Source organism: Variovorax sp. SRS16 (assembly GCF_901827165.1).
Classification (GTDB): Bacteria; Pseudomonadota; Gammaproteobacteria; order Burkholderiales; family Burkholderiaceae_C; genus Variovorax.
Genome location: NZ_LR594666.1, coordinates 4,021,139 through 4,044,410 on the forward strand (window position 1 = coordinate 4,021,139; position 23,272 = coordinate 4,044,410).

23 protein-coding genes are annotated in these 23,272 nt (G+C 69.2%); 12 read left to right on the forward strand and 11 right to left on the reverse strand.

Annotated features, from left to right (window positions below):
* Positions 1-125: 125 nt before the first annotated feature.
* From dxs to xseB, 3 genes are read right to left on the reverse strand one after another with little or no spacing between them, the layout of a single operon-like run.
* A complete protein-coding gene (gene dxs / locus E5P2_RS19515; RefSeq protein ID WP_162568748.1) occupies positions 126-1,979 on the reverse strand; it encodes a 1-deoxy-D-xylulose-5-phosphate synthase in 1,854 nt (617 codons plus the stop codon).
* Between the two features lie 19 nt (positions 1,980-1,998).
* On the reverse strand, positions 1,999-2,916 hold the full coding sequence (locus E5P2_RS19520) for a polyprenyl synthetase family protein (protein WP_162568749.1): 918 nt from the start codon (positions 2,914-2,916) through the stop codon (positions 1,999-2,001).
* Entirely contained in the window at positions 2,913-3,179 is a 267-nt protein-coding gene (xseB, locus tag E5P2_RS19525) for an exodeoxyribonuclease VII small subunit (RefSeq protein ID WP_162568750.1), read from the reverse strand. The genes E5P2_RS19520 and xseB overlap by 4 nt, the downstream gene beginning before the upstream one ends.
* Positions 3,180-3,337: 158 nt before the next feature.
* Between xseB and E5P2_RS19530 the strand changes: the two genes are divergently transcribed.
* The 7 genes from E5P2_RS19530 to E5P2_RS19560 are packed head-to-tail and all read left to right on the forward strand — an operon-like array spanning position 3,338 to position 9,446.
* A complete protein-coding gene (locus E5P2_RS19530) occupies positions 3,338-4,477 on the forward strand; it encodes an aromatic ring-hydroxylating oxygenase subunit alpha (protein ID WP_162568751.1) in 1,140 nt (379 codons plus the stop codon).
* A 4-nt stretch (positions 4,478-4,481) separates the two neighbouring features.
* Positions 4,482-5,414 carry a DMT family transporter gene (locus E5P2_RS19535; RefSeq protein WP_174259885.1) on the forward strand — a complete coding sequence of 311 codons (933 nt, stop codon included), beginning with the start codon at positions 4,482-4,484 and terminating at the stop codon, positions 5,412-5,414.
* A 10-nt stretch (positions 5,415-5,424) separates the two neighbouring features.
* Positions 5,425-6,333, forward strand: coding sequence for a sulfurtransferase (locus E5P2_RS19540; protein ID WP_162568752.1), 909 nt, complete (start codon positions 5,425-5,427; stop codon positions 6,331-6,333).
* Positions 6,330-6,875, forward strand: coding sequence for a DUF2796 domain-containing protein (locus E5P2_RS19545; protein WP_162568753.1), 546 nt, complete (start codon positions 6,330-6,332; stop codon positions 6,873-6,875). Before E5P2_RS19540 ends, E5P2_RS19545 begins: the two co-directional genes overlap by 4 nt.
* Positions 6,876-6,882: 7 nt before the next feature.
* The gene (locus E5P2_RS19550; protein ID WP_162568754.1) at positions 6,883-7,587 is read left to right on the forward strand and encodes an ABC transporter ATP-binding protein; all 705 of its coding nucleotides are present in this window, start codon (positions 6,883-6,885) and stop codon (positions 7,585-7,587) included.
* Positions 7,584-8,846, forward strand: coding sequence for an ABC transporter permease (locus tag E5P2_RS19555; protein WP_162568755.1), 1,263 nt, complete (start codon positions 7,584-7,586; stop codon positions 8,844-8,846). The genes E5P2_RS19550 and E5P2_RS19555 overlap by 4 nt, the downstream gene beginning before the upstream one ends.
* Before the next feature lie 3 nt (positions 8,847-8,849).
* Positions 8,850-9,446 carry a DUF3299 domain-containing protein gene (locus E5P2_RS19560; RefSeq protein WP_162568756.1) on the forward strand — a complete coding sequence of 199 codons (597 nt, stop codon included), beginning with the start codon at positions 8,850-8,852 and terminating at the stop codon, positions 9,444-9,446.
* 17 nt (positions 9,447-9,463) lie between these two features.
* Here the strand turns inward: E5P2_RS19560 and E5P2_RS19565 are convergent, their stop codons facing one another.
* Complete coding sequence (locus E5P2_RS19565) at positions 9,464-10,744, reverse strand: FAD-dependent oxidoreductase (RefSeq protein WP_269475694.1); 1,281 nt, start codon at positions 10,742-10,744, stop codon at positions 9,464-9,466.
* A 68-nt stretch (positions 10,745-10,812) separates the two neighbouring features.
* On the opposite strand from E5P2_RS19565, the gene E5P2_RS19570 reads away from it, so the two are divergent.
* Entirely contained in the window at positions 10,813-11,022 is a 210-nt protein-coding gene (locus tag E5P2_RS19570) for a dodecin (RefSeq protein WP_162568758.1), read from the forward strand.
* 30 nt (positions 11,023-11,052) lie between these two features.
* On the opposite strand, the gene E5P2_RS19575 is transcribed toward E5P2_RS19570, so the two are convergent.
* From E5P2_RS19575 to E5P2_RS19590, 4 genes are all read right to left on the reverse strand, one after another.
* Positions 11,053-11,295, reverse strand: a complete 243-nt coding sequence (locus E5P2_RS19575) for a hypothetical protein (protein WP_162568759.1) — start codon at positions 11,293-11,295, stop codon at positions 11,053-11,055.
* 110 nt (positions 11,296-11,405) lie between these two features.
* Positions 11,406-12,308: a ZIP family metal transporter gene (locus E5P2_RS19580; protein WP_162568760.1), complete on the reverse strand. Its 903-nt coding sequence runs from the start codon at positions 12,306-12,308 to the stop codon at positions 11,406-11,408.
* Positions 12,309-12,438: 130 nt separating this feature from the next.
* Positions 12,439-13,185 (reverse strand): aspartate/glutamate racemase family protein, encoded by a 747-nt coding sequence (locus E5P2_RS19585; protein ID WP_162568761.1) that lies wholly within the window; start codon positions 13,183-13,185, stop codon positions 12,439-12,441.
* 129 nt (positions 13,186-13,314) lie between these two features.
* Positions 13,315-14,199 (reverse strand): transporter substrate-binding domain-containing protein, encoded by an 885-nt coding sequence (locus tag E5P2_RS19590; RefSeq protein ID WP_162568762.1) that lies wholly within the window; start codon positions 14,197-14,199, stop codon positions 13,315-13,317.
* A 229-nt stretch (positions 14,200-14,428) separates the two neighbouring features.
* Between E5P2_RS19590 and E5P2_RS19595 the strand changes: the two genes are divergently transcribed.
* A complete protein-coding gene (locus E5P2_RS19595) occupies positions 14,429-15,640 on the forward strand; it encodes a D-amino acid dehydrogenase (protein WP_162568763.1) in 1,212 nt (403 codons plus the stop codon).
* Positions 15,641-15,660: 20 nt separating this feature from the next.
* Here E5P2_RS19595 and E5P2_RS19600 read toward each other — a convergent pair whose 3' ends face one another.
* Positions 15,661-16,563, reverse strand: a complete 903-nt coding sequence (locus E5P2_RS19600) for a LysR family transcriptional regulator (protein WP_162568764.1) — start codon at positions 16,561-16,563, stop codon at positions 15,661-15,663.
* Between the two features lie 19 nt (positions 16,564-16,582).
* Positions 16,583-19,375: a DNA polymerase I gene (polA, locus tag E5P2_RS19605; RefSeq protein WP_162568765.1), complete on the reverse strand. Its 2,793-nt coding sequence runs from the start codon at positions 19,373-19,375 to the stop codon at positions 16,583-16,585.
* 97 nt (positions 19,376-19,472) lie between these two features.
* Between polA and E5P2_RS19610 the strand changes: the two genes are divergently transcribed.
* Genes E5P2_RS19610 through E5P2_RS19620 form a run of 3 tightly spaced genes read left to right on the forward strand, consistent with a single transcriptional unit; the run spans position 19,473 to position 21,713 of the window.
* The gene (locus E5P2_RS19610; RefSeq protein ID WP_162568766.1) at positions 19,473-19,853 is read left to right on the forward strand and encodes a hypothetical protein; all 381 of its coding nucleotides are present in this window, start codon (positions 19,473-19,475) and stop codon (positions 19,851-19,853) included.
* Positions 19,854-19,862: 9 nt separating this feature from the next.
* Positions 19,863-20,906: a homoserine kinase gene (locus tag E5P2_RS19615; RefSeq protein WP_162568767.1), complete on the forward strand. Its 1,044-nt coding sequence runs from the start codon at positions 19,863-19,865 to the stop codon at positions 20,904-20,906.
* 9 nt (positions 20,907-20,915) lie between these two features.
* The gene (locus E5P2_RS19620) at positions 20,916-21,713 is read left to right on the forward strand and encodes a BPSS1780 family membrane protein (RefSeq protein WP_162568768.1); all 798 of its coding nucleotides are present in this window, start codon (positions 20,916-20,918) and stop codon (positions 21,711-21,713) included.
* A gap of 27 nt (positions 21,714-21,740) precedes the next feature.
* Here E5P2_RS19620 and amaB read toward each other — a convergent pair whose 3' ends face one another.
* Complete coding sequence (gene amaB / locus E5P2_RS19625) at positions 21,741-23,255, reverse strand: L-piperidine-6-carboxylate dehydrogenase (protein WP_162568769.1); 1,515 nt, start codon at positions 23,253-23,255, stop codon at positions 21,741-21,743.
* Positions 23,256-23,272: the final 17 nt, after the last annotated feature.

Sequence of the window (23,272 nt, forward strand, 5' to 3'; positions counted from 1 at the left end):
CCGAAATACCTCACGCTGTGACACAAAATAACCGGGCGTCACGCGTTGTTGCGCGCGCCGCGGTGGGCGCGCCACGGCCCGGCGCCGGCCCGCACGCCGCAACGCGGCCGTGCGGAATCGGAATCTCAGGCCGCCTGGACGAACCGGCTGCGGATCGACTGCTCGATGCCCGCCGCATCGAGGCCGATGCCGGCCAGCAGCCTGGCCGGATCGCCATGCTCGATGAAGCGGTCGGGCAGGCCGAGCTGCAGCACGGGCCTGTCGATGCGCGCGGCCTGCAGCGCCTCCAGCACGGCGCTGCCGGCGCCGCCCATGATGGCGCCCTCCTCGACCGTGACCAGCGCTTCGTGCGTGGCCGCGACCTTCAGCAGCAACTCGACGTCGAGCGGCTTGGCCCAGCGCATATTGACCACCGTGGCGTCGAGCGCCTCGGCCGCCTTCAGCGCCGGATACAGCAGCGTGCCGAAGGCGAGGATGGCGATGCGCTTCCCCTCACGCCGGACCTCGCCCTTGCCGAAGGGCAGGCCCTCGAGCGTGAGCGCCGGCGTGACGCCCGCGCCCGCGCCGCGCGGATAGCGCACCGCGACCGGATGGTTCTGCTCGTAGGCCGTGGTGAGCAGCCGCCGGCACTCGGCCTCGTCGGCCGGGCAGGCAACGCTCATGTTGGGGATGCAGCGCAGGAAGGCGATGTCGTAGGCGCCCGCATGCGTGGCGCCGTCGGCGCCCACCAGACCGGCGCGATCGAGCGCGAACACCACCGGCAGGTTCTGGATCGCGACGTCGTGGATCAGCTGGTCGTAGGCGCGCTGCAGGAAGGTCGAGTAGATCGCGACCACCGGCTTGAGCCCCTCGCACGCAAGGCCGGCCGCGAAGGTGACCGAATGCTGCTCGGCGATGCCGACGTCGTAGTAGCGGCCCGGAAAGCGCTTCTCGAACTCGACCAGCCCCGAGCCTTCGCGCATCGCCGGCGTGATGCCGACCAGCCGGCCGTCCTGCGCGGCCATGTCGCACAGCCAGCTGCCAAAGACCTGGGTGAAGGTCTGCTTGGGCGCGGTCGCGGGCTTCACCAGGCCGACGGCCGGATCGAATTTGGACGGCCCGTGGTAGGCCACCGGGTCGGCCTCGGCCAGCTTGTAGCCCTGGCCCTTCTTGGTGACCACGTGCAGGAACTGCGGGCCGTGCAGGTGCTTGAGGTTCTCGAGCGTGGGCACCAGCGAATCGAGGTCGTGGCCGTCGATCGGGCCGACATAGTTGAAGCCGAACTGCTCGAACAGCGTGGCCGGCACCACCATGCCCTTGGCATGCTGCTCGAGGCGCTTGGCCAGCTCGAACAGCGGCGGTGCGGCGCGCAGCACGCTCTTGCCGACGTTCTTGGCGGCGGCATAAAAGTTGCCGCTCATCAGCTGCGCGAGGTAGCGGTTGAGCGCGCCGACCGGCGGGCTGATCGACATGTCGTTGTCGTTGAGGATGACCAGCAGCTTGCAGTCGCAGACACCCGCGTTGTTGAGCGCCTCGAAGGCCATGCCGGCGGTGAGCGCGCCGTCGCCGATGATCGCGACCGCGTGCCGGTCCTCGCCCTTCTGCTTGGACGCCATCGCCATGCCGAGCGCGGCCGAAATGCTGGTCGACGAATGGGCGGTGCCGAAGGTGTCGTACTCGCTCTCGCTGCGCTGCGGGAAGCCCGAGATGCCGCCGAGCTGGCGCAGCGTCGGCATGCGCTCGCGGCGGCCGGTGAGGATCTTGTGCGGATAGGTCTGGTGGCCCACGTCCCACACCAGGCGGTCGTGCGGCGTGTTGAACACGTGGTGCAGCGCGACCGTGAGCTCGACCGTGCCGAGGTTCGAGCTCAGGTGGCCGCCGGTGCGCGACACGTTGTCGAGCACGCAGGTGCGCACCTCGTCGGCCAGCTGCTTGAGCTGGGCGCGGTCGAACTGCCGCAGGACGGAGGGATCGTGGATCGTGGGAAGCAGCGGGGCCATGGAAAACGTCTTGTTGTTGTTATCGGTCGCGCTCGACGACCATGTGGGCCAGCGCGCGCAGCGCGCCGGTGTCGGCCAGTGTGCTGCGATCCAGCGCGGCCAGTGCATCGGCCAGCAGTTCCCTGGCCTGCGCACGCGCACCGTCGATGCCGAGCAGGGACACGTAGGTGGGCTTGTCGCTCGCGGCGTCCTTGCCGGCGGTCTTGCCGAGCGTCTGCGAATCGGCCGTGACGTCGAGGATGTCGTCGACCACCTGGAACGCAAGGCCGATGGCCGCGCCGTAGTCGCGCAGCGCCGCCAGCGCTCCGGCCGCGATCGGGCCGCCGCAGGCCGCGCCCATCTCGACGCTGCCCTGCAGCAGCGCGCCGGTCTTGAGGCGGTGCATCTCGCGCAGCTGGGCCTCGTCGAGCGCGAGCCCGACGCTGGCCAGATCGATCGCCTGGCCGCCGGCCATGCCTTGCCCGCCGGCCGCGCGTGCCAGGAGGCCGCACAGGCGCGCCTGCACGGCCGGCGCCACGGCGTCGCCCTCGGGCGTGAGCAGCTCGAAGGCCAGCGCCTGCAGCGCATCGCCCGCGAGCAGCGCATCGGCCTCGCCGAACTTCACGTGCACCGTGGGCTTGCCGCGGCGCAGCACGTCGTTGTCCATGCACGGCAGATCGTCGTGCACCAGCGAATAGGCATGGATCAGTTCGGCCGCGCAGGCAGCGCGCAGCGCAGCTTCTGCGTTGCCGCCGACGGCTTCGCTGGCCGCGAACACCAGCAGCGGACGCAGCCGCTTGCCGCCGTCGAGCACCGCATAGCGCATCGGGTTGCCGAGTTCGAGCGGCGCATCGACGCCGACCCAGGCCGACAGCGCGGCCTCCACCGTGGCCAGATGCGGTTCGCTCCACGCGGCGAGCCGCGCAGCGTCCCAATGCAGCAATGGCGCGCCGCTCATTCCGCCGTCCAGGCCTTGAGACTGCCGGCGTCGAGTACCTTGATCTGTTCCTCGACCGCCTGCAGCCGGTCGCGGCAGAAGGCCAGCAGCACGGCGCCGCGCTGGTAGCTGCCGAGCAACTGGTCGAGCGGCAGCTGGCCCGACTCGAGCTCGGCCACCAGGCGTTCGAGCTCCTGCAGTCCGGCTTCGTAGGTGGGGGGCAGCGGGCCCGTATCGGGTGCAGGGGGTTGGCCCGGCGGGGAGGAGGAAGGCACCTTGGGCATTCGGGGATCGGGGATGAAACAGGGCATTTTAGGACGGCTACAATCCTGGTCTTCCCTGGCCGATCGCACCGGCGCAATTCCTCGGGCCGTTCAGCACCTTTCGACGGCAGCCTTCCGTTTTTCCTTCTCTCCCTGTGGGGAGCTTGGTCAGGTCACCCATGTCTGATTTAAGTCTTCAACTGCAGCAGGCCTCGAGCCAACTTCCGGTTTCCGCGTATTTCGACGAGGCGCTCTACGCCCGCGAGCTGCAAACGCTTTTCGCCGCGGGCCCGCGCTATGTCGGCCACCGGCTGGCGGTGCCCGAGCCGGGCAATTTCCACACCCTGCCGCAGGAGCAGCAGGGCCGCGCGCTGGTGCACACGCCCAAGGGCGTGGAGCTGATCTCCAACGTGTGCCGCCATCGCCAGGCGCTGATCCTGAAGGACCGCGGCAGCCTCGACGCGCAGGGCGGCGGCAACATCGTCTGCCCGCTGCACCGCTGGACCTATGCCGCGGCCGATCCGCGCAGCACCGGCACCCTGATCGGCGCGCCGCACTTCGAGCAGGATCCCTGCCTCAACCTGCACAACTACCCGCTGACCGAGTGGAACGGCCTGTTGTTCGAGAAGAACGCCCGCGGACAGGGCCGCGACGTCGCGGCCGACCTCGCCAGCCTGGGCCCGCGCGCCGACCTCGACTTCGAAGGCTACGCGCTCGACCGGGTCGTGCTGCACGAGTGCAACTACAACTGGAAGACCTTCATCGAGGTCTACCTCGAGGACTACCACGTCGGCCCCTTCCATCCCGGGCTCGGCAGCTTCGTCACCTGCGACGACCTGCGCTGGGAATTCAACCGGCATTTCTCGGTGCAGACGGTCGGCGTCGCCAACCGCCTCGGCCGCGCCGGCAGCCCGATCTATCAGCGCTGGCAGGAGCAGTTGCTGAAGTACCGCGAGGGCAAGCCGCCCAAGTACGGTGCGATCTGGCTCACCTACTACCCGCATGTGATGGTCGAGTGGTATCCGCACGTGCTCACCGTCTCGACGCTGCATCCGGTCGGCCCGCAGAAGACGCTCAACATGGTCGAGTTCTTCTACCCCGAGGAGATCGTCGCCTTCGAGCGCGAATTCATCGAAGCCCAGCAGGCCGCCTACATGGAGACCTGCGCCGAGGACGACGAGATCGCCGAGCGCATGGACGCCGGCCGCCGCGCGCTGATGCAGCGCGGCGACGACGAGAGCGGCCCCTACCAGAGCCCGATGGAAGACGGCATGCAGCAGTTCCACGAATGGTACCGCCGCGAGATGAAGAGCCCCTGAGGCGATGCAGGCACTCTGGATGGTGCTGGGCGCACTGGTCTTCGCGACCATGGGCGTGTGCGTCAAGATCGCCTCGGCCTGGTTCTCCAGTGCCGAGCTGGTGTTGTACCGTGGCCTGATCGGCATCCTTTTCCTGTGGGCGCTGGCGCGCAGCCGCGGCGTCTCGCTGGGCACGCGCTATCCGCTGATGCACGGCTGGCGCAGCCTGATCGGCGTGGTGTCGATGGGCGCGTGGTTTTACTCTATCGCCCACATGCCGCTGGCCACCGCGATGACGCTCAACTACATGAGCAGCGTCTGGATCGCCGCCTTCCTGATCGGCGGCACGCTGCTGGCCTGGATGCCGGTGCCCGGGCGCGACGGCAGCCTGCCGCGGCCGCCGCTGCAGGGGCCGCTGATCCTCACCGTGCTTGCGGGCTTCGTCGGCGTGGTGCTGATGCTCAAGCCCAACGTCAACGACAGCCAGGGCTTCGCGGGCCTGGTCGGGCTGATGTCGGGCCTCACGGCCGCCTTTGCCTACATGCAGGTGGTGGCACTCTCGCGGCTCGGTGAACCCGAGGAGCGAACCGTGTTCTATTTCGCGGTGGGCTCGGCGATCGCCGGCGGCCTGGCCACGCTGCTCGGTGAAGCCACGCCGTGGGCCGAATGGACCTGGATGCATGCCCTGTGGCTCGCGCCCGTGGGCGTGCTGGCGGCGGTGGGCCAGCTGTGCATGACGCGCGCCTATGCAAGCGCCAAGACCGAGAGCGGGACGCTGCTGGTCGCCAACCTGCAGTATTCGGGCATCGTCTTCGGCGCGATGTACAGCGTGCTGCTGTTCGGCGACCGCATCGACGCGATGGGCTGGGCCGGCATGGTGCTGATCGTCTTCAGCGGCATCGCGGCCACCGTGCTGCGCCAGCGATCGCTGCCGAAGGCGCCGGCCGAAGAGCATTGAAGGATTTCGCATGTACACGACCCTGATCACCGCCGAGCAACTGACCGCCCTGCAGCGCAGCGCAGCGCCGCTGATGGTGTTCGACTGCAGCTTCGAGCTGATGAAGCCCGAGGCCGGCGCGCAGAACTACCGCGCGGCACACATTCCCGGCGCGCTCTACGCCGACCTCGACACCGACCTCAGCGCGAAGCACGGCATGCCGGGCGCGCACGGCGAGGTGGTGGTGGCGCAGGACGAGGGCCTGCCCGCATCGGGCGGCCGCCATCCGCTGCCGAGCCGCGAGAAGTTCGCGGCCTGGCTGTCGTCGATCGGCTTCGCCAACGGCATGCAGGCCGTGGTGTACGACCGCAACGGCGCCAACTACTGCGGCCGCCTCTGGTGGATGCTCAAGTGGATGGGCCACGAGGCCGTGGCCGTGCTCGACGGCGGACTGCAGGCCTGGCAGGCCGCGGGCGGCGCGGTCGCCAGCGGCGACGAGCCCGCGCGCTTCCAATCCAACTTCGTGGCCGCTGCGCCCTTGGTGGTGCTCGCCGACACGCAGCGCGTGCTCGCGCGGCTCGACCAGTCTGACCAGACGCTGATCGATGCGCGTGCCGCTGCGCGCTATCGCGGCGAGGTGGAACCTCTGGACCCGATCGCAGGTCACATCCCCGGGGCCCTGAACCGGCCCTTCACCGAGAACCTCGGCCCCGACGGCAAATTCAAGCCGGCCGCCCAGTTGCGCGCCGAGTTCGAGACCTTGCTGGCGGGCCGGGATCCGGCCACGGTCGTCCACCATTGCGGCAGCGGCGTGAGCGCGCTGCCCAACCTGCTCGCAATGCAGATCGCGGGCCTCGGGTCGACCGCGCTCTATGCCGGCAGCTGGAGCGAATGGAGCAACACGCCGGGGCTGCCGACCCGGCAAGGCGCAAACGCATGAATCCTGCACGGCTGCTTTCCACCTTCGCACTGCCTGCGCTGCTCGCGCTGCCGATCGCGGCCATCGCGCAGCAGGCACAGCATGCGCACGTGCACGGCCAGCTCAGGCTCGATGTCGCGATCGACGGCCCGACCGTGGTCATCGAGATGGATTCGCCGCTCGACAACTTCATCGGCTTCGAGCACGCACCGAAGACCGATGCCGAAAAGAAAACCGCAGACGACGCCGTCGCCCAGCTGCGCGCGGCCGACCAGCTGTTCAGGATCGACCCCGGCGCCAACTGCAAGCTCGGCCCGGTGACGCTGCGCTCCGCGGCGCTCGGCCTGGGCAAGGCGGACGCCGACGCCGCCGAAGGCCATGCCGACCTCGACGGCACCTTCGCCTTCAACTGCACCAATGCGCAGGCGACCAAGTTCATCGACGTCGCGCTGCTCGATGCCTTCAAGGGCATCCGGCAGATCGACGTCCAGATCGCCGCGCCGCAGGGCCAATTCAAGCGCACGCTCAAGCGGCCGACCACGCGACTGACCTGGGGCAAGTGATCTCTTCGTGACCCCGCTGCTCGTCGCCGAATCGCTGCGCTTCGGCTGGCCGGGTGCCGGCGTGCCCTGCATCGACATCGAACACCTCGAGGTGAGCGCCGGCGAGGCCGTGTTCCTGCACGGGCCGAGCGGCTGCGGCAAGAGCACGCTGCTGTCGCTCTTGGCCGGCGTGCTGGTGGCGGACGCGGGGCGCATCACGCTGCTGGGCCACGACTGGGCCGAGCTCTCGGGTTCCGCGCGCGACCGCTGCCGCGTCGCACATGTGGGCTACATCTTCCAGCAGTTCAACCTGCTGCCCTATCTCAGCGTGCTCGACAACGTGATGCTGCCCTGCCGCTTCTCGGCGCGGCGCATGGCGCAGGCCTCGACCGACGGCCCGGCGCGCGCGCAGGCCGAGCAGCTGCTCGAGCGCATGGGCCTGGACCGGAGCCTCTGGCCGCGCCAGGCCATGCGGCTGTCGGTCGGCCAGCAGCAGCGCGTGGCCGCGGCGCGCGCACTGATCGGCCATCCCGAAGTGGTGATCGCCGACGAGCCCACTTCGGCGCTGGACGAGGACCGCCGCGAAGCCTTCCTCGACGTGCTGCTCGCGGCCTGCGAGGCGAACCGCAGCGCGCTGGTGTTCGTGAGCCACGACCAGCGCATCGCGGCGCGCTTCGGGCGCCACGTGCTGCTGCCGCAGATCAACCGCGCGACGCAGGGGGCACTTCCATGAGGGCCCTGCTGGGCATCGCGTGGCGCAGCGCCTGGAACCGCCGCTTCACGCTCGCGCTCACCGTGCTCTCGATCGCGCTGTCGACCTTCCTGCTCCTGGGCGTCGAGCGCATCCGCACCGAGCTGCGCGAGAACTTCTCGTCCTCCGTCTCCGGCACCGACCTGATCGTGGGCGCGCGCACCGGCTCGACGCAGCTGCTGCTGTACTCGGTGTTCCGCATCGGCGCGGCCACCAACAACGTGCAGTGGAAGAGCGTGCAGGCGCTGGCCGCGCATCCGGGCGTGGCCTGGGTCGTGCCGCTCTCGCTCGGCGATTCGCACCGCGGCTTCGCGGTGCTGGCGACCACGCCCGACTACTTCGAGCATTTCCGCTACGGCAACCGCCAGCCGCTGCGCATGCGCGAGGGCAGGCCCTTCAGCGATCTGTTCGATGCGGTCATCGGCGCCGAGGTCGCGGACAAGCTGGGCTACCACGTCGGCCAGAAGATCATCCTCTCGCACGGCAGCGGCGAGCTCAACGTGGCCGAGCATGCCGACAAGCCCTTCACGGTGGTCGGCGTGCTGGCGCGCACCGGCACGCCGGTCGACCGCACGGTGCACATCGGCCTGGCGGCGATGGAAGCGATCCATCTCGAATGGGTGGGCGGCGCGCCGATGCCGGGCGTGAAGATATCGGCCGATCAGGTGCGCAAGTTCGACCTCACGCCGAAGAACGTGACCGCGGCGCTGGTCGGCCTGAAGAACCGCGCGGCCGTGTTCGCGGTGCAGCGCTGGGTCTCGACCTATGCCGGCGAGCCGCTGATGGCGATCCTGCCCGGCGTTGCGCTCGACGAGCTGTGGAGCGTGGTCGGCATCGGCGAGAACGCGCTGCTGCTGATGTCGGCGCTGGTCGCGCTGGTCAGCCTGGCCGGGCTGGTGTCGGTGGTGCTCGCGGGCCTCGACGAACGCCGGCGCGAGCTGGCCGTGTTGCGTGCAGTCGGCGCCAGCCTGCGCCACGTGCTGGCGCTGCTGGCACTCGAAGGCGCGCTGGTCACGGGGCTGGGCGTGGCGATCGGCATCGTCTTTGCCGTGCTCGGCATCGCCCTGCTCTCGCCGTGGCTGCAATCGCAATTCGGACTCGCGCTCACGCTGTCGGCGCCTACACTGAACGAAGGGCTGCTGGTGGCGAGCCTGCTCGTGGCCGGCTTCCTGGCCAGCCTGTTGCCGGGGATACGCGCGTACCGGCTTTCGTTGTCCGACGGCCTCTCTCCGAGAATCTGAACCATGACATTGCGTCTGCCTCTTGCTGCATTCGCTGCCGCCGTCTTCGCTGCCAGCGCCTTCGCGGCCGATCCCGCGCCGCAGGCCACCTCGCCCACCAACCCGATCGGCGGCAAGGCAGCCGCTGCCAAGGCCGCGCCGGGCGAGCCGCGGCTCATCGCGTGGGAAGAGCTGGTGCCCAAGGACTGGGATCCGATGAAGGCGTTGAAGGGCATGGACCTGAGCCAGCTCGACGACAGCGACCCACGCGCCAACGACCTGCTCATGAAATTGCAGGAAGCCTCGAACAACGCGCCGACCAACCCGGCGATGAACGGCGTCGACATCCGGATCCCGGGCTTCGTCGTGCCGCTCGAAGAGGACAAGGGCGAGGTCACCGAGTTCCTGCTGGTGCCCTACTTCGGCGCCTGCATCCACACGCCGCCGCCGCCCGCCAACCAGATCCTGCACGTGCGCGCGCAGGGCGCGAAGTTCCGCGCCATGGACACTGTCTGGGTCACCGGCCGACTGCAGACCCAGCGCAACGATTCGATGATGGGCGTGAGCGGCTACGACATCAGCGCCAAGAGCGTCACCCGGTACACCGGCGGCGCGAAGTAGAAAAGAAAGCCTCGCGCTCAGCGGCGCGGCGGCGCCACGCGTTCGGGCCGCACGCCCACACCCACGGCATACGCGGGCACGCCCTGCAGGATCGGAAATCGCTGCATCAGCCGCAGCGGCCACGGCACGCCGAAGGGCTGTGCGCGCGCGCCGCTCTGCAGCACCGGCGTGAGCAGCCGATCCTGGATGGCGACCTGCACCCATTGCGTGACGCGCGTGGGCAGCAGCCGCCGCGCCTGCACGCGCGCGAGCAGCGGCGTGATGGCATCGGCGCCGACGCCCGGATCCGCCAGCGCGTCGCGCAGCAGGTTGGCCGTGGCCACCGCATCCTGCACCGCGAGGTTGATGCCGACGCCGCCCACCGGCGACATCGCATGCGCAGCGTCGCCGATGCACAGCAGCCCCGGCCTCCACCATTGCTCGAGACGATCGACCGTGACGCTGAGCAGCTTGACGTCGTCCCAGCTCGCGATGCGGTCGACGCGATCGGCCAGGAAGGGTGCGGCCGCCGCCACATCGGCGCGAAAGGCCTCGAGCCCGCGCGCCTGGATCGCCGCGATGCCGCCCTTGGCGATGACGTAGGCGCATTGCCAGTAGGTATCGCGGCCGATGGTCGCCATGAAGTGGCCGGCATCGATGAAGCCGCCCGAGTCGCTCGGATCGCCGGGTGCGCGCGGCAGACGCATCCACAGCACGTCGATCGGCGCGCCGATGTCGCGCACCTTCAAGCCGGCCGCTGCGCGCATCGCCGAATGCCGCCCGTCGGCGGCCACCACCAGGTCGGCCGCGATGTGCTGCAGGCCTTGCGGCGTGCGCACCTGGACGCCCGTGACGCGGCCGTCGCGCTCGCTCAGGCCGGTCGCCTCGGCGTTCATCCACAAATGGAAGCCTGGGTGGTGCCTGGCCTCGTCCTGAAGGAAATCGAGGAAGTCCCATTGCGGCATCAGCGCGATGAAGGGGCAGGCGGTGGACAGCCGCGTGAAGTCGGCCAGCCGCATGCGCTGGCCCGACACCGTCGCGTAGAGCTGGCGCGCCTCGTCGTGCGGCCGCGCGAGGAAGGCATCGAGCAGGCCGAGGCCGGCCATCACATCGAGCGTCGACGGATGCACCGTGTCGCCGCGGAAATCGCGCAGGAAATCGCCGTGCTTCTCGAGCACGATCACCTCGACGCCGGCGTGCGCGAGCAGGAGGCCGAGCATCATGCCCGCCGGGCCGCCGCCGGCGATGCAGCAGCGCGCCGACAGCGGCGGCACCGAAGCGTCGGGCGAGGATGTGGGGGGAGTCGGGGACGGGTTCACGAGATGCGCCATGACGCAGGCATGTGCCTATGATGGTGCGGACCGGGTTTCATTCCAAGGAGCGCGCCATGTCCACCCATGTCTACAAGCTGATCGAGCTCACCGGCTCTTCGCCCACCAGCAGCGACGACGCGGTCCAGCGCGCCATCGCGAAGGCCAGCGAATCGGTGCGCAACATCCAGTGGTTCGAGGTGACCGAGACCCGCGGGCATGTGGTCGAAGGCAAGATCGCGCACTGGCAGGTGACGATCAAGGTCGGGTTCACGCTCGAAGCCTGAAGGCGCGCACGCCGGGCGCGGCGCGGGCACTCAGTCGGGCGCCTGCATCACGCGGTCGTGGTCCTCGTCGGCCGGCACGTGATCGGCGTCGAGGTCGCTCGCGTCGGTGAGGTCGATGCCGGTTTCCTCGGAGAGTTCGTCCGTGGTCTCGGCTTCGGCCTCGACTTCGGCCTCGTCGGCATCGGGTGAATCGAAGCCGTCGCCGAGCAGGGCGTCATCGGATTCGTCGTCCGGCGGTTCGCCGGTACGAAGGGTGGGATCGACGCGGATCATTTCGGGCTCCTTTGCTGCATCTCTGGTCTGGCCCCAGTGTGGGCCCGTTCCCCGAACGGTGCTTCAGCCGCCGGGCAACAAGCGTGTCAGAAAGTGCCCCGTGTGTCCAATCAATGCGTGGCCTTGCCGTCCGCCTGCGTCGAAGCCGGCGCGCCATGCCCGTGTTCGTGCCCGTCCTCGCCCTCGTGCGAGAGCCGGCTCACCACCGTCACGAGCACGATGCCGGCCACGAGCCAGACGATCTGCAGTGCGGTCTGGCGCGCAGGCAGGCGTTTTTGCAGCTGCGGGATGAGGTCGGCCAGCGCGACATAGACGAAGCTGCTGCCGGCCAGCACCAGGAAATACGGCAGCAGGCCGTGGAGCCGGTCGACCAGCCACCAGCCGACCGCGCCACCCAGCGCCGTCATGGTGCCCGCGAGCGACACCTTGATCAGCGCGGCGCGCGGGTTGGGCGAGCTCTGGCGCAGCACCACCAGATCGCCGATGTGATGCGGCACCTCGTGCGCCAGCACGGCCAGCGCCGCCACCAGCCCCAGGCGCAGGTCGGCGATGAAGGCCGAGGCGATCAGGATGCCGTCGCCGAAGCAGTGCACGCTGTCGCCCGTCAGCACCGCCCAGCCGCCGCTCTTGCGCGGTGCCGCGTGCGCGTGCGCGTGCGCGTGCGAATGATCGTGTGCGTGGTCATGGTCCGCATGGGCGTCGGGCGCCTCGCCGTGATGGTGCTCATGCCCGTGGTGCCAGAGCTCGGCCTTGTCGAGCAGGAAGAAGAACACCAGCCCGAACAGCAGCACGCCGAAGAGCAGGCCCGGCTCGATGCCGCTTTCGAAGGCCTCGGGCAGCAGGTGCATGAACGCGGTCGCCAGCAGCGCGCCGGCCGCCAGGCTCAGCAGGTGCTGCGGGTTCACGCCGCCGGCGCCCTCGCCGCGCACGCCGGCGCGCAGCAGCAGCGCCGCGATCCAGACACTGCCGATGCCGGCGAACAGGGTGGCGACGAGGATGGCTAACAGATTCATGACGGCTCGGATGACATGACAAAAAACAAAGCCGCCCATCGGACGGCTTTCGCAGGAAAGCGGCTTGCGGCGGCCAGGCCGCCCGCTGGCCTTGAACCAGGCCAGGGCTGCATTCATCTTATCAACCGTGTCAAGAGGATCTTGCGTAGGCCCGGGCCGCGAGCGCCGATGCGAGCACCACGGCCGGATCGATCAACCGCAATCCCGACACCGCCGCCACGCCCTGGAGCCCGAGCGGAATCTCGGTGCAGCCCATGACGATCGCCGCCGGCCCATGGCGCTCCGCCAGGCGCAGCGCGACCTCGGTGAAGCAGGCTTGCGCGAGGCGCATGTCGCCTGTCTTGACGCCGTCGTAGATGCCGCGCATCAAGGTCTGCCGCTCATCGGCCAGCGGCAGATGGCAGGCCAGCCCCGCGCCGGCCAGGGCCTGTTCGTAGAGGCCCACGCGGTAGGTGCCTTCGGTCGCCATCAGCGCGACCTCGCGCACGCCTTGCGCGGCCAGGTGCGACGACACCTCGCGCGCGACGTGCAGCACCTCGATCTGCGGAAAGCGTTCCTGCAGCGTGGCGTGCCATGCATGCGCCGTGTTGCACGCGATCGCCACCGCCTTGCTGCCCAGCGCCGCCAGCCGGCCCAGCGCCTGCAGCATCGGCTCCAGCGGCTGATGCGCGCCCAGCGTCTCGGCCGATTCGAGCGCGCCGCTGCGGTCCGGCACCGGCACCTGCGCGAGCCAGTGCTCGGGAAAGGACTGGTCCCGCACCGCCTCGCCGCGATCGCGCAGGTGGCGCGCACAGGCCTCCACGAACAGCCGCACGAAGTCCGCGCCCGCAGCCGGCCCCATGCCGCCCAGAATGCCGACCACCTGTGTCACACCCACTCCCGTTCCCACGATTGCGTTGTGCCCCCTACCAAAAATACCGCGGATCCGGCTCCGCCGGTCCGCCGCTATTGCCCCCGGCAGGGGGAAGGCGAAGCGACACGAAGTGCGCGCAGCCTGGGGGCGAGCTCATGTAGCGGGTTTGTCGCTGAAGGCCTTCAAGTTTTCCTTCAGCTGTGGGCTCATCGGCAGATTGAGCGAGGTGTTCTTCGGCGGGATCGGCGACATAAACCACTTGGTGTACATCTTCTCGAACTCGCCGCTCTTCATGAGACCGATGAAGGTATCGTCCACCAGCTTCTTGAAGGCCGGATCGTCCTTGGGCAGCATGCAGGCATAGGGTTCGACCTGCAGCGGCTCGCCGACCACTTCGTAGTCGCCAGGGTCCTTGCTGTTGGCGATCAGGCCGAACAGCAGGATGTCGTCCATCGCAAAGGCGGCCGCGCGGTCGCTCTGCACCAGCAGGAACGAGTCGTCGTGGTCCTTGGCCAGCACGATGTCCATGCCCAGCTTCTTCTCCTCGTTGTACTTGCGCATGACCAGCACGTTGGTGGTGCCGGTGGTGCTGACGATGGTCTTGCCCTTGAGGTCGGCATAGTCCTTGATGTGGGACGACTTCTTCACCAGGAGGCGCGTGCCCGTGTAGAAGTGGTTCACCGCAAAAGCCACGTCCTTGCCGCGCGCGGTGTTGTTGGTGGTGGAGCCGCACTCCAGGTCGATGGTGCCGTTGGTGATCAGCGGGATCCGGTTCTGCGAGGTGACCGGCATCAGCGCGACTTCGAGGTTGGGTTTGTTGAGCTTCTTCTTGACCGCATCGACCACCGCGTTGGAGAGTTCGACCGCAAAGCCGATCGGCTTGTTCGGCCCGTCGAGGTAGCTGAAGGGCACCGACGATTCACGGTAGGCCAGCGTGATCTTGCCGGAGGCGGCGATCTTGGCGAGCGTGTCGGCAGCCTGGGCGCCCGTTGCGACGGCGGTGAGCAGGACGGCGGCCATCAAGGCGGAGAATTTCATGCGAGCCCTTTCGTTGGGAATGAACGTGGCCGAGTGTAGGAACGATTCGCGCGCAGCCCACAATTCCTTTTGCAGGGCGGGTCATGATCAAAACTCATGGGCACGTCGGTAGATACCCGCAGGGCATGCGCTTTGGCTATGGCCCGCCGTGGTTTCGGCATTTCCCGCGCGGCGCGCAGCCGCCTAGAGTCGGCGCATCCTCCAACAACATCGACAGGAGCGCAATCTCATGCACGTCTGTGTGCTCGGCGCGGGCATCGTGGGCCTGGCCACCGCCTGGGAGCTGAACCGCCAGGGCCTTGAGGTGAGCGTGATCGACCGCGCCGCGCCGGGCGCCGGTGCGAGCGGCGGCAATGGCGCGCAGCTGAGCTACTCGTACGTGCAGCCGCTGGCCGATCCGTCGATCTGGAAGCAGCTGCCCAAGCTGCTGCTGTCGCCCTCCTCGCCGCTCAAGCTGCGCCCGCAGCTCGATCCGCTGCAGTGGCGCTGGGGCCTGGCCTTCATGGCGGCCTGCAATGCGCGCACCTCGCGCGAGACCACCGCCCGCCTGCTCGCGCTGGCCGCGCAGAGCCGCAGCGCCTTCGAGGCCATGCGGGTCGACATCGCGCCCGACTGCGACTTCTCCGCCACCGGCAAGCTGGTGCTCTACCCGAGCGCAGCCTCGCTCGAAGGCGCGCGCCGGCAGCTCGAACTGCAGCGCAGCATGGGCAGCGAGCAGCGGCTGGTCAGCGCCGACGAATGCATCGCCATCGAGCCTGCACTGGCGGCCTACCGCACGCAGATCGCAGGCGCCGTCCACACGCCGAGCGAGTGCGCCGCGGACTGCCTCAAGGTCTGCACCGAGCTCGTCCGCGCGCTGCGCACGCGCGGCGTGCGCTTCATGCTCGACACCGAGGTCGACGGCTTCGACCTGCGCGACGGCCGCGTGGCGGCGGTGCGCAGCAGCGCAGGCGACATCGAGGCCGATGCCTTCGTGATGGCGCTGGGCACGGCCTCGCACCGGCTCGGGCGGCAGCTCGGCGCCTACCTGCCGGTCTATCCGCTCAAGGGCTACAGCATCACGGTCGACGTCGATCCGGCGCCCGGCGCGGCACCGCGGGTGAGCGTGACCGACAGCGCCCGCAAGGTGGTGTTCGCGCGCATCGGATCACGGCTGCGCGTGGCCGGCATGGCCGAGCTGGTCGGCCACGATGCGAGCATTCCGGCCACGCGCATCGAGACGCTCGCCGCCGCGACGCGCGCGGTGTTTCCGCAGGCCGGCCGCTTCGATGCGCTGCATCCATGGACGGGCATGCGCCCGGCCACGCCGACCGGCGTGCCGATCGTCGGACGGCTCGACGGCGCGCCGTCCAACATGCTGTTCAACACCGGCCACGGCGCGCTGGGGTTCACGCTGGCCTTCGGGTCTGCATTGCGGGTGGTGCAGGCGCTGAGCGCCTGAGACACCGCGAGATCGATCGGCTATCGCATGCCCTCGATCGCCTCGCGCATGCAGCGGGTGATGCTGCGCACCGCGACCGAATCGGGCCGGCCGGCGAAGCGCAGCGCGCGGATCGGCACCGGGATGCCGGGCGCCAGCCTCAGCACGTCGACCTTGCTGCGGTCCGCCGAACTCGCGGTGCAGCCGTCGACCAGCGCGATGCCGAGGCCATGGTGCGCCATCGCGAGCGCCGCATGGTAGGTCTGCACCGTGACCACCGCCTGCCGGAAGCCGACCTCGGCCTGACGGCAGGCCTGGCTCAGGCTGGTGCCGACCGGGTCGCGGCTGTCCAGGCCCACCACCGGCAGATCGACCAGGTCGTGCAGCGCCACCGAACCGGCGCGTACCAGCGCGCGCGGCAGCATGCCCTTGGGCGCGATGCACACCATGCGGCTGTCCGCCAGATCCTCCTGCGTGAGCGAGGGATGCACGGCGGGGCTGAAGGCGAAGCCGACGTCGGCCTCCTGCAGCAGCAGCGCCGACATGATCTGCGGCGAATGCAGCGACTCGACCACCACGGCGACCGCGGGATGCTTCTCGCGAAAGGCCTTGAGCGCGCGCGGCAGCACCTCGTAGCTGAGCGCCAGCACGGTGAGGATGCGCAGCTCGCCCGCGTCGCTGCCGGTGCGCAGGTTGGCGGCCAGCCGCTGCACTTCGTCGAGCTGCGCGAACAGCTTCTCGATGTGCGGATAGAGCGCCAGCGCCTCGGTGGTCGGCGTGAGCCGCCCCTTGGCGCGCTGGAACAGCGAGAAGCCGAGCTGGATCTCGGCATGCTGCAGCGTGCGGCTGACCGCCGGCTGCGTGATGTTGATGAGCCTCGCCGCCGCGCTCACGCTGCCGGTGAGCATGATCGCGTTGAAGACCTCGATGTGGCGCAGGCGCATGGCGGAGGCGGCCGGCCGGCTAGTGCGCCTTGTCCCAGTTCGGGCCGAAGCCGATCTCGGCGAGCAACGGCACCTTCAGGTCTGCGACACCGGCCATGATCCGCGGAATCTCGGTGCGTACCCATTCGACCTCTTCGTCCGGCACCTCGAACACCAGTTCGTCGTGCACCTGCATGATCATCTTCGTGCCGCGCCGCTCGGCGTCGAGCACCTGCTGCACCTTGACCATGCTGAGCTTGATCAGGTCGGCCGCGGTGCCCTGCATCGGCGCGTTGATGGCGGCGCGCTCGGCGCCGCCGCGGCGCGGGCCGTTGGGCGAGTTGATCTCGGGCAGGTAGAGGCGGCGGCCGAACACGGTCTCGACGTAGCCCTGCTGCTTGGCCAGCAGCTTGGTCTCGTCCATGTAGGCCTTGACGCCCGGATAGCGCGCGAAGTAGCGGTCGATGTAGGAGGCCGCAGCCTTGGTCTCGATGCCGAGGTTGCGCGCGAGGCCGAAGCTGCTCATGCCGTAGATCAGCCCGAAGTTGATCACCTTGGCGTAGCGGCGCTGCTCGCTCGACACCTGATCGACTGCGGCGCCGAACACCTCGGCGGCTGTCGCGCGGTGCACGTCGATGCCTTCGGTGAAGGCGCGCAGCAGCGATTCGTCGCCGCTGATGTGGGCCATGATGCGCAGCTCGATCTGCGAGTAGTCGGAGCTCGCGATCACGCGGCCCGCGGGTGCCACGAAAGCCTCGCGCACGCGGCGGCCTTCGGCGGTGCGGATCGGGATGTTCTGCAGGTTCGGGTCGTTGCTGGACAGCCGCCCCGTCACCGCGACCGCCTGCGCATAGTGCGTGTGCACGCGGCCCGAACGCGGATTGGCGAGCTGGCCGAGCTTGTCGGTGTACGTGCCCTTGAGCTTGGACAGGCCGCGATGCTCCAGGATCTTGGCCGGCAGCGGAAAGTCCTCGGCGAGTTTCTCCAGCACCTCCTCGTCGGTGCTGGGCGCGCCGCTCGGCGTCTTCTTGACCACCGGCAGGCCGAGCTTGGTGAAGAACACCTCGCCGATCTGCTTGGGCGAGCCGAGGTTGAAGGGCTGGCCGGCGAGCGCGTAGGCCTCGTCCTCCAGCGCCATGATGCGCTTGCCGAGCTCGTTGCTCTGCGCGGCCAGCGTCGGCGCATCGATCAGCACGCCGTTGCGCTCGATGCGGTAGAGCGCCTCGCTCGAATCCATCTCGAGCTGGTAGATGAAGCGCAGCTTCTCGTCGGCCTCGAGGCGCGGCCAGAGCACGCGATGCACGTCCAGCGTCTGGTCGGAGTCCTCGCACGAGTATTCGGACGCCTTGTCGATCGCGACCTGGCTGAAGGAAATCTGGTGCACGCCCTTGCCGCAGAGGTCTTCGTAGTCGATTCCGCTGCGGCCCAGGTGCCGCTCGGCCAGGCTGGCCAGGCCATGCGGCTTGTGGACTTCCAGCACGTAGCTCTGCAGCATGGTGTCGTGCGCATAGCCCTGCACCTCGATGCCATGGTTGGCGAACACGTGGCGGTCGTACTTGATGTGCTGGCCGAGCTTCTTGCGCGTGCCGTCCTCCAGCCAGGGCTTGAGCTTCGCGAGCACTTCGTCGAGCGGCAGCTGGGCCGGCGCATCGGGGTAGTTGTGCGCGAGCGGAATGTAGGCCGCCTCGCCCGGCGTCACGCTGAAGCTCAGGCCCACGATCTCGGCACGCATCTCGTCGAGCGAGGTGGTTTCGGTGTCGAGCGCGACCAGCTCGGCGGCCTGGATCTTCGCCAGCCAGGCGTCGAAGGCCTCCCAGGTCATGACGGTGTCGTAGGCGAGGTTGGTGGCCTTGGCGGCCGCCTCGAAGCCCGGCTCGTCGAACAGGCCGGCGCCGGCCTCGGGACCCTTCCTGCGCTTGTTCTCCTCGATCAGCTCGGGCGACACCGCATGCGCCTCGAGCGTCTTGACCAAGCTCTTGAAGCCGTATTCCTCGTAGAAAGCCTTGAGCGCATCGATCTGCTGCGGGCCGATGGCGATCGCATCGAGGGCGGGCAGTCCGCTCACATGGCCGTCGAGGTCGCAGTCGGTGCGGATGGTCACCAGCTTCCTGCTGAGCGGCAGGCGGTCGATCGCCTGGCGCAGGTTCTCGCCGGCCTGCCCTTTCACCTCCGCGGCGCGCGCGATCAGCGCATCGAGCGAGCCATATTCGAGCAGCCACTTGGCGGCCGTCTTGGGGCCGACCTTCTCGACGCCGGGCACGTTGTCCACCGTGTCGCCGACCAGCGTCTGGTAGTCGATCATCAGGTTCGGCGGCACGCCGAACTCGGCCGTCACGCCGGCCACGTCGCGCTTCTTGCCGTTCATGGTGTCGATGATGGTGACGTGCTCGTCGACCAGCTGGCTCAGGTCCTTGTCGCCGCTGGAGACGATCACCTCGATGCCCTGCGCGGCGGCGGTGCGCGCCAGCGTGCCGATCACGTCGTCGGCCTCGATGTCGGGCACGCACAGCACGGGCCAGCCGAGCAGCCCGACCACTTTGTGGATAGGGTCGACCTGGGTGCGCAGGTCGTCCGGCATCGGCGAGCGGTTGGCCTTGTACTGCGGGTACCAGTCGTCGCGAAAGGTCTTGCCCGGCGCGTCGAAGATGCAGGCCGCATAGTCGGCGCGCACCTCGCGGCGCAGGGCCTGCATCATGTTGATCATGCCGCGGATGGCGCCGGTGGCCGGGCTGCTGGCATCGCCCGGCACGGCGCGCAGATCGGGCATGGCGTGGAAGGCGCGGTAGAGGTAGCTCGAGCCGTCCACGAGCAGCAGCGTTTTCTTGTCGGTCATCGGCGCATTTTGCCGTGCCGCACACGGGCGCCTTCATCACGCGGACGATCGCCGCCCGCTGACACCCGGAAGGGGAAGCGCCACCTACAATCCCTGCATGTCCTCCTCCAAATTCCTGTTCGTTTGCCGGCTCCGGCTTGCCTCGCTGGTTCTGGCCTGCGTCGCGCCGTTCGCCGTCGTCCACGCCCAGAGCGCGCCTCAGCCGGCGCCACCGCCGCCCGATGCGGTCCAAGGCCAGGACACGGCACCCGGCCGCCAGAACCAGAAGATCGAACACATCCACGTCGAGGACAGCGGCGCGTCGGTCGACGAGGTGCGCTACGGCGGCCAGACCCAGAGCATCACCGTGAAGCCGAAGGCCAACGTGCCCTCCTACCAGGTGCTGCCGAACGAAGGCGGCTACCGGCCCGGACAAAGCGAATCGGACACCGGCACCAACGGCAACGGTCCGCGGGTCTGGAACGTGCTCAAGTTCTGAGCGCGGGCGGTGGCGGTCTTCACGGAAGTCGGGTTCGACGAGGCCGACGCGCTGGTGCAGCGCCTCGGCCTGGGTGCGCTCGCCGCGCTGCGCGGCATCGAGGGCGGGATCGAAAACACCAACTACTTCGCGACCACGGCGTCGGGCGAGTTCGTCCTGACGCTGTTCGAGCGCCTCGGGGCCGAGCAGCTGCCCTACTACCTGTGCCTGATGAAGCATCTCGCGGCGCGCGGCCTGCCGGTGCCCGAGCCGGTGGCCGATCCGGCCATTGCGCCGCCCACGGGCCATGCGCTGTCGATCCCCGCCAACGCGCCGTGCGAGTTGCTGCTCTCGGTGGCCGGCAAGCCGGCCGCGGTCGTCCAGCGGCTCCAGGGCCACAGCGAACTCGCACCCACCGCGGCCCATTGCGCCGAACTGGGCCGGCTGCTGGCGCGCATGCACCTGGCGGCACGCGACTTCCCGCGCATCCAGCCCAACCTGCGCGGCCTGTCGTGGTGGAACGACACGGCGCCCGTGGTGCTGCCCCACCTGGATCCGCCGCAGGCCGCGCTGCTGCGCAGCGAACTCGCCTACCAGAACCACGTGGCCGAATCGTCCGCCTACGCAGCCCTGCCGCGCGGGCCGGTGCATGCCGACCTGTTCCGCGACAACGTGATGTTCGACGCTGCCCCCGACGGCGCATCGCCGCGGCTGACCGGCGTGTTCGACTTCTACTTCGCCGGCACCGACAGCTGGCTGTTCGACCTCGCCGTGTGCCTGAACGACTGGGCGATCGACCTGCCGAGCGGCCGCCACGAAGCTGCGCGCGCCGATGCGCTGCTGACCGCCTACGGCACCGTGCGGCCGCTGACCGGTGCCGAGCGCGCTCTGCTGCCCGCGATGCTGCGCGCGGCGGCGCTGCGCTTCTGGATCTCGCGCCTGTGGGACTTCCACTTGCCGCGCGAGGCGAGCATGCTCAAGCCGCATGATCCGACCCATTTCGAGCGTGTGCTGCGCGAGCGCGCGCGCCGGCCTTTCGAGCTGGCGGCCGCCGCCGAGGCGCTCGCTGCCTGAACCCAAGCGATGAAACTCAACCTCGTCCCCGCGCGCACCGGCGCGCTGTGGGTCCGCACCGGGCTCAGGGCTTTCGCCGTGCAGCCGCTCGCCTTCATCTCGCTGTTCTTCTTCTTCATGGCGCTGGTGTCGATCGCATCGCAAGTGCCGCTGGTGGGCGCGGCCGTCGCGCTGATGCTGCTGCCGACCATGACGCTCGGCCTCATGGCGGCCACCGCGCAGGCGGCGGCGCCTGAAAAGCCGCCCGCGGGCGCGGTCTTCATGGCGGCGCTGAATGCGGTGCGCAGCGACATGCGGCCGATGCTGGTGCTGGGCGTGCTCTACGCCGTCCTGTTTCTCGGCGTGATGGCGATCTCGGCGCTGGCCGACGGCGGCCAGTTCGCCAAGGTCTACCTGCTGGGCGGGCCGCTCACGCGCGAACTCGCCGAAAGCACGGAGTTCCAGGTCGCGCTGTGGATCGCGATGGCGCTCTACCTGCCGCTGTCGCTCGCCTTCTGGCATGCGCCGGCGCTGGTGCACTGGCACCACGTGCCGCCGGCCAAGAGCCTGTTCTTCAGCTTCGTCGCGTGCTTCCGGAATTTCGGCGCACTCACCGTCTACGGCCTCATCTGGACCGGCGTGTTCATTGGCGCAGGCATCGTGCTGAGCCTGATCGCCAGCCTGCTGGTCGCCTTCGGCGCGATGGGCATCGGCGAAGGCGCGTCGGCGGCGGGCGGCGCGGTGATGATCGGCGGCGCGCTGGTGATGGCGGCGATGTTCTTCGCGAGCACCTGGTTCACCTTCCGCGACAGCTTCAACGCCGACTAGGACGGCAACCCCGGCCCGTCATCGTGCCTACCCGAGGTCGAATTTGACGCCCTGCGCCAGCGGCAGCGAGCTGCCGTAGTTGATGGTGTTCGTGGCCCGGCGCATGTAGGCGCGCCAGGCGTCCGACCCCGACTCCCGGCCGCCACCGGTTTCTTTCTCGCCGCCGAAGGCGCCTCCGATCTCCGCGCCGCTGGTGCCGATGTTGACGTTGGCAATGCCGCAATCCGATCCGCTGGCAGCGGTGAAGCGCTCGGCCTCCCCGAGGTCGCGCGTGAAGACGGCCGAGGACAGGCCGTGGGCCACGGCGTTGTTCATGGCGATGGCGTCGTCGAAGGCGTCATAGGGCACGACGTAGAGAATGGGCGCGAAAGTCTCGCGCAGCATCGGACCCGTCTGCTGCGCGAATTCCACGATCGCCGGCCGTACATAGTGGCCCGCGCCCGCGCCGGCCTCCGGCTCTCCGAAGTGCACCTTGGCGCCGAGTGCCCGGGCATCGGCCAGCGCGCCCTGCATGGCGGCGAAGGCGCGTTCGTCGATCAGGGGGCCAACCAGCGTACCGTCTTCGAGCGGATCGCCCACCGGCAGGCGTGCGAAGACCGCGACCAGGCGATCCACCAGCGCCGCGTAGATCGATCGGTGCACGATCAGCCGGCGCAGACTGGTGCAGCGCTGACCGGCCGTACCGGCGGCGGCAAAGGCCACACCACGCACGACCAGTTCGAGATCGGCCGAGGGGCCGACGATGGCCGCGTTGTTGCCGCCCAGTTCGAGCAGCGAGCGCTTGAACCGGGAGGCGCATTCGACGGCCACCTTCCTGCCCATGGCCGTGGAGCCGGTCGCGCTCACCAGCCGCACCTTCGGGTGGGCGACCAGCGCCTCGCCGACGGAACGCTCGCCGATCAGGAGCTCGCTCAGGCCCGCCGGATCCAGTCCCGCCTCGACGGCGGCCTGTTGCATCAGGCTGTTCAGCGCGACGGCGCTGAGCGGGGTCTTCTCGGACGGCTTCCACGCCAGCGTGTTGCCGCAGACGAGGGCGATGGCCGCATTCCACGAGAACACCGCCATCGGAAAATTGAAGGCCGAAATGATGCCGACCAGTCCGAGCGGCTGCCAGGTCTCGAGCAGCTTGTGCTCAGGCCGTTCGCTGGCGATGGTCAGCCCGTAGAGCTGCCGCGACAGGCCGACGGCGAACTCGCAGATGTCGATCACTTCCTGGACTTCGCCCAGGCCCTCCTGCAGGATCTTGCCGGTTTCCAGCGTGATCAGCCGGCCGAGCTCGGCCTTGCGGCGGCGCACGGCGGCGCCGAAGGCGCGCACCAGTTCGCCGCGCTTGGGAGCCGGCACCTCGCGCCATGTCAGGAAGCGCTGGTGCGCGCGGTCGAGGGCGGCATCCAGCGCCGCCGGGCTCGTCGCTTCGATGCGTGCGAGCACGCTGCCATCGATCGGCGTGCGGACTTCGAGCGCGCCGGGCGCCCGGCTCTGCGTGTCGGCCCCGATGCCCAGGGCCTGGAAAATGGATGAAACGTCGTCGGCATGGGTCATCGATCAATCTCCGTAAG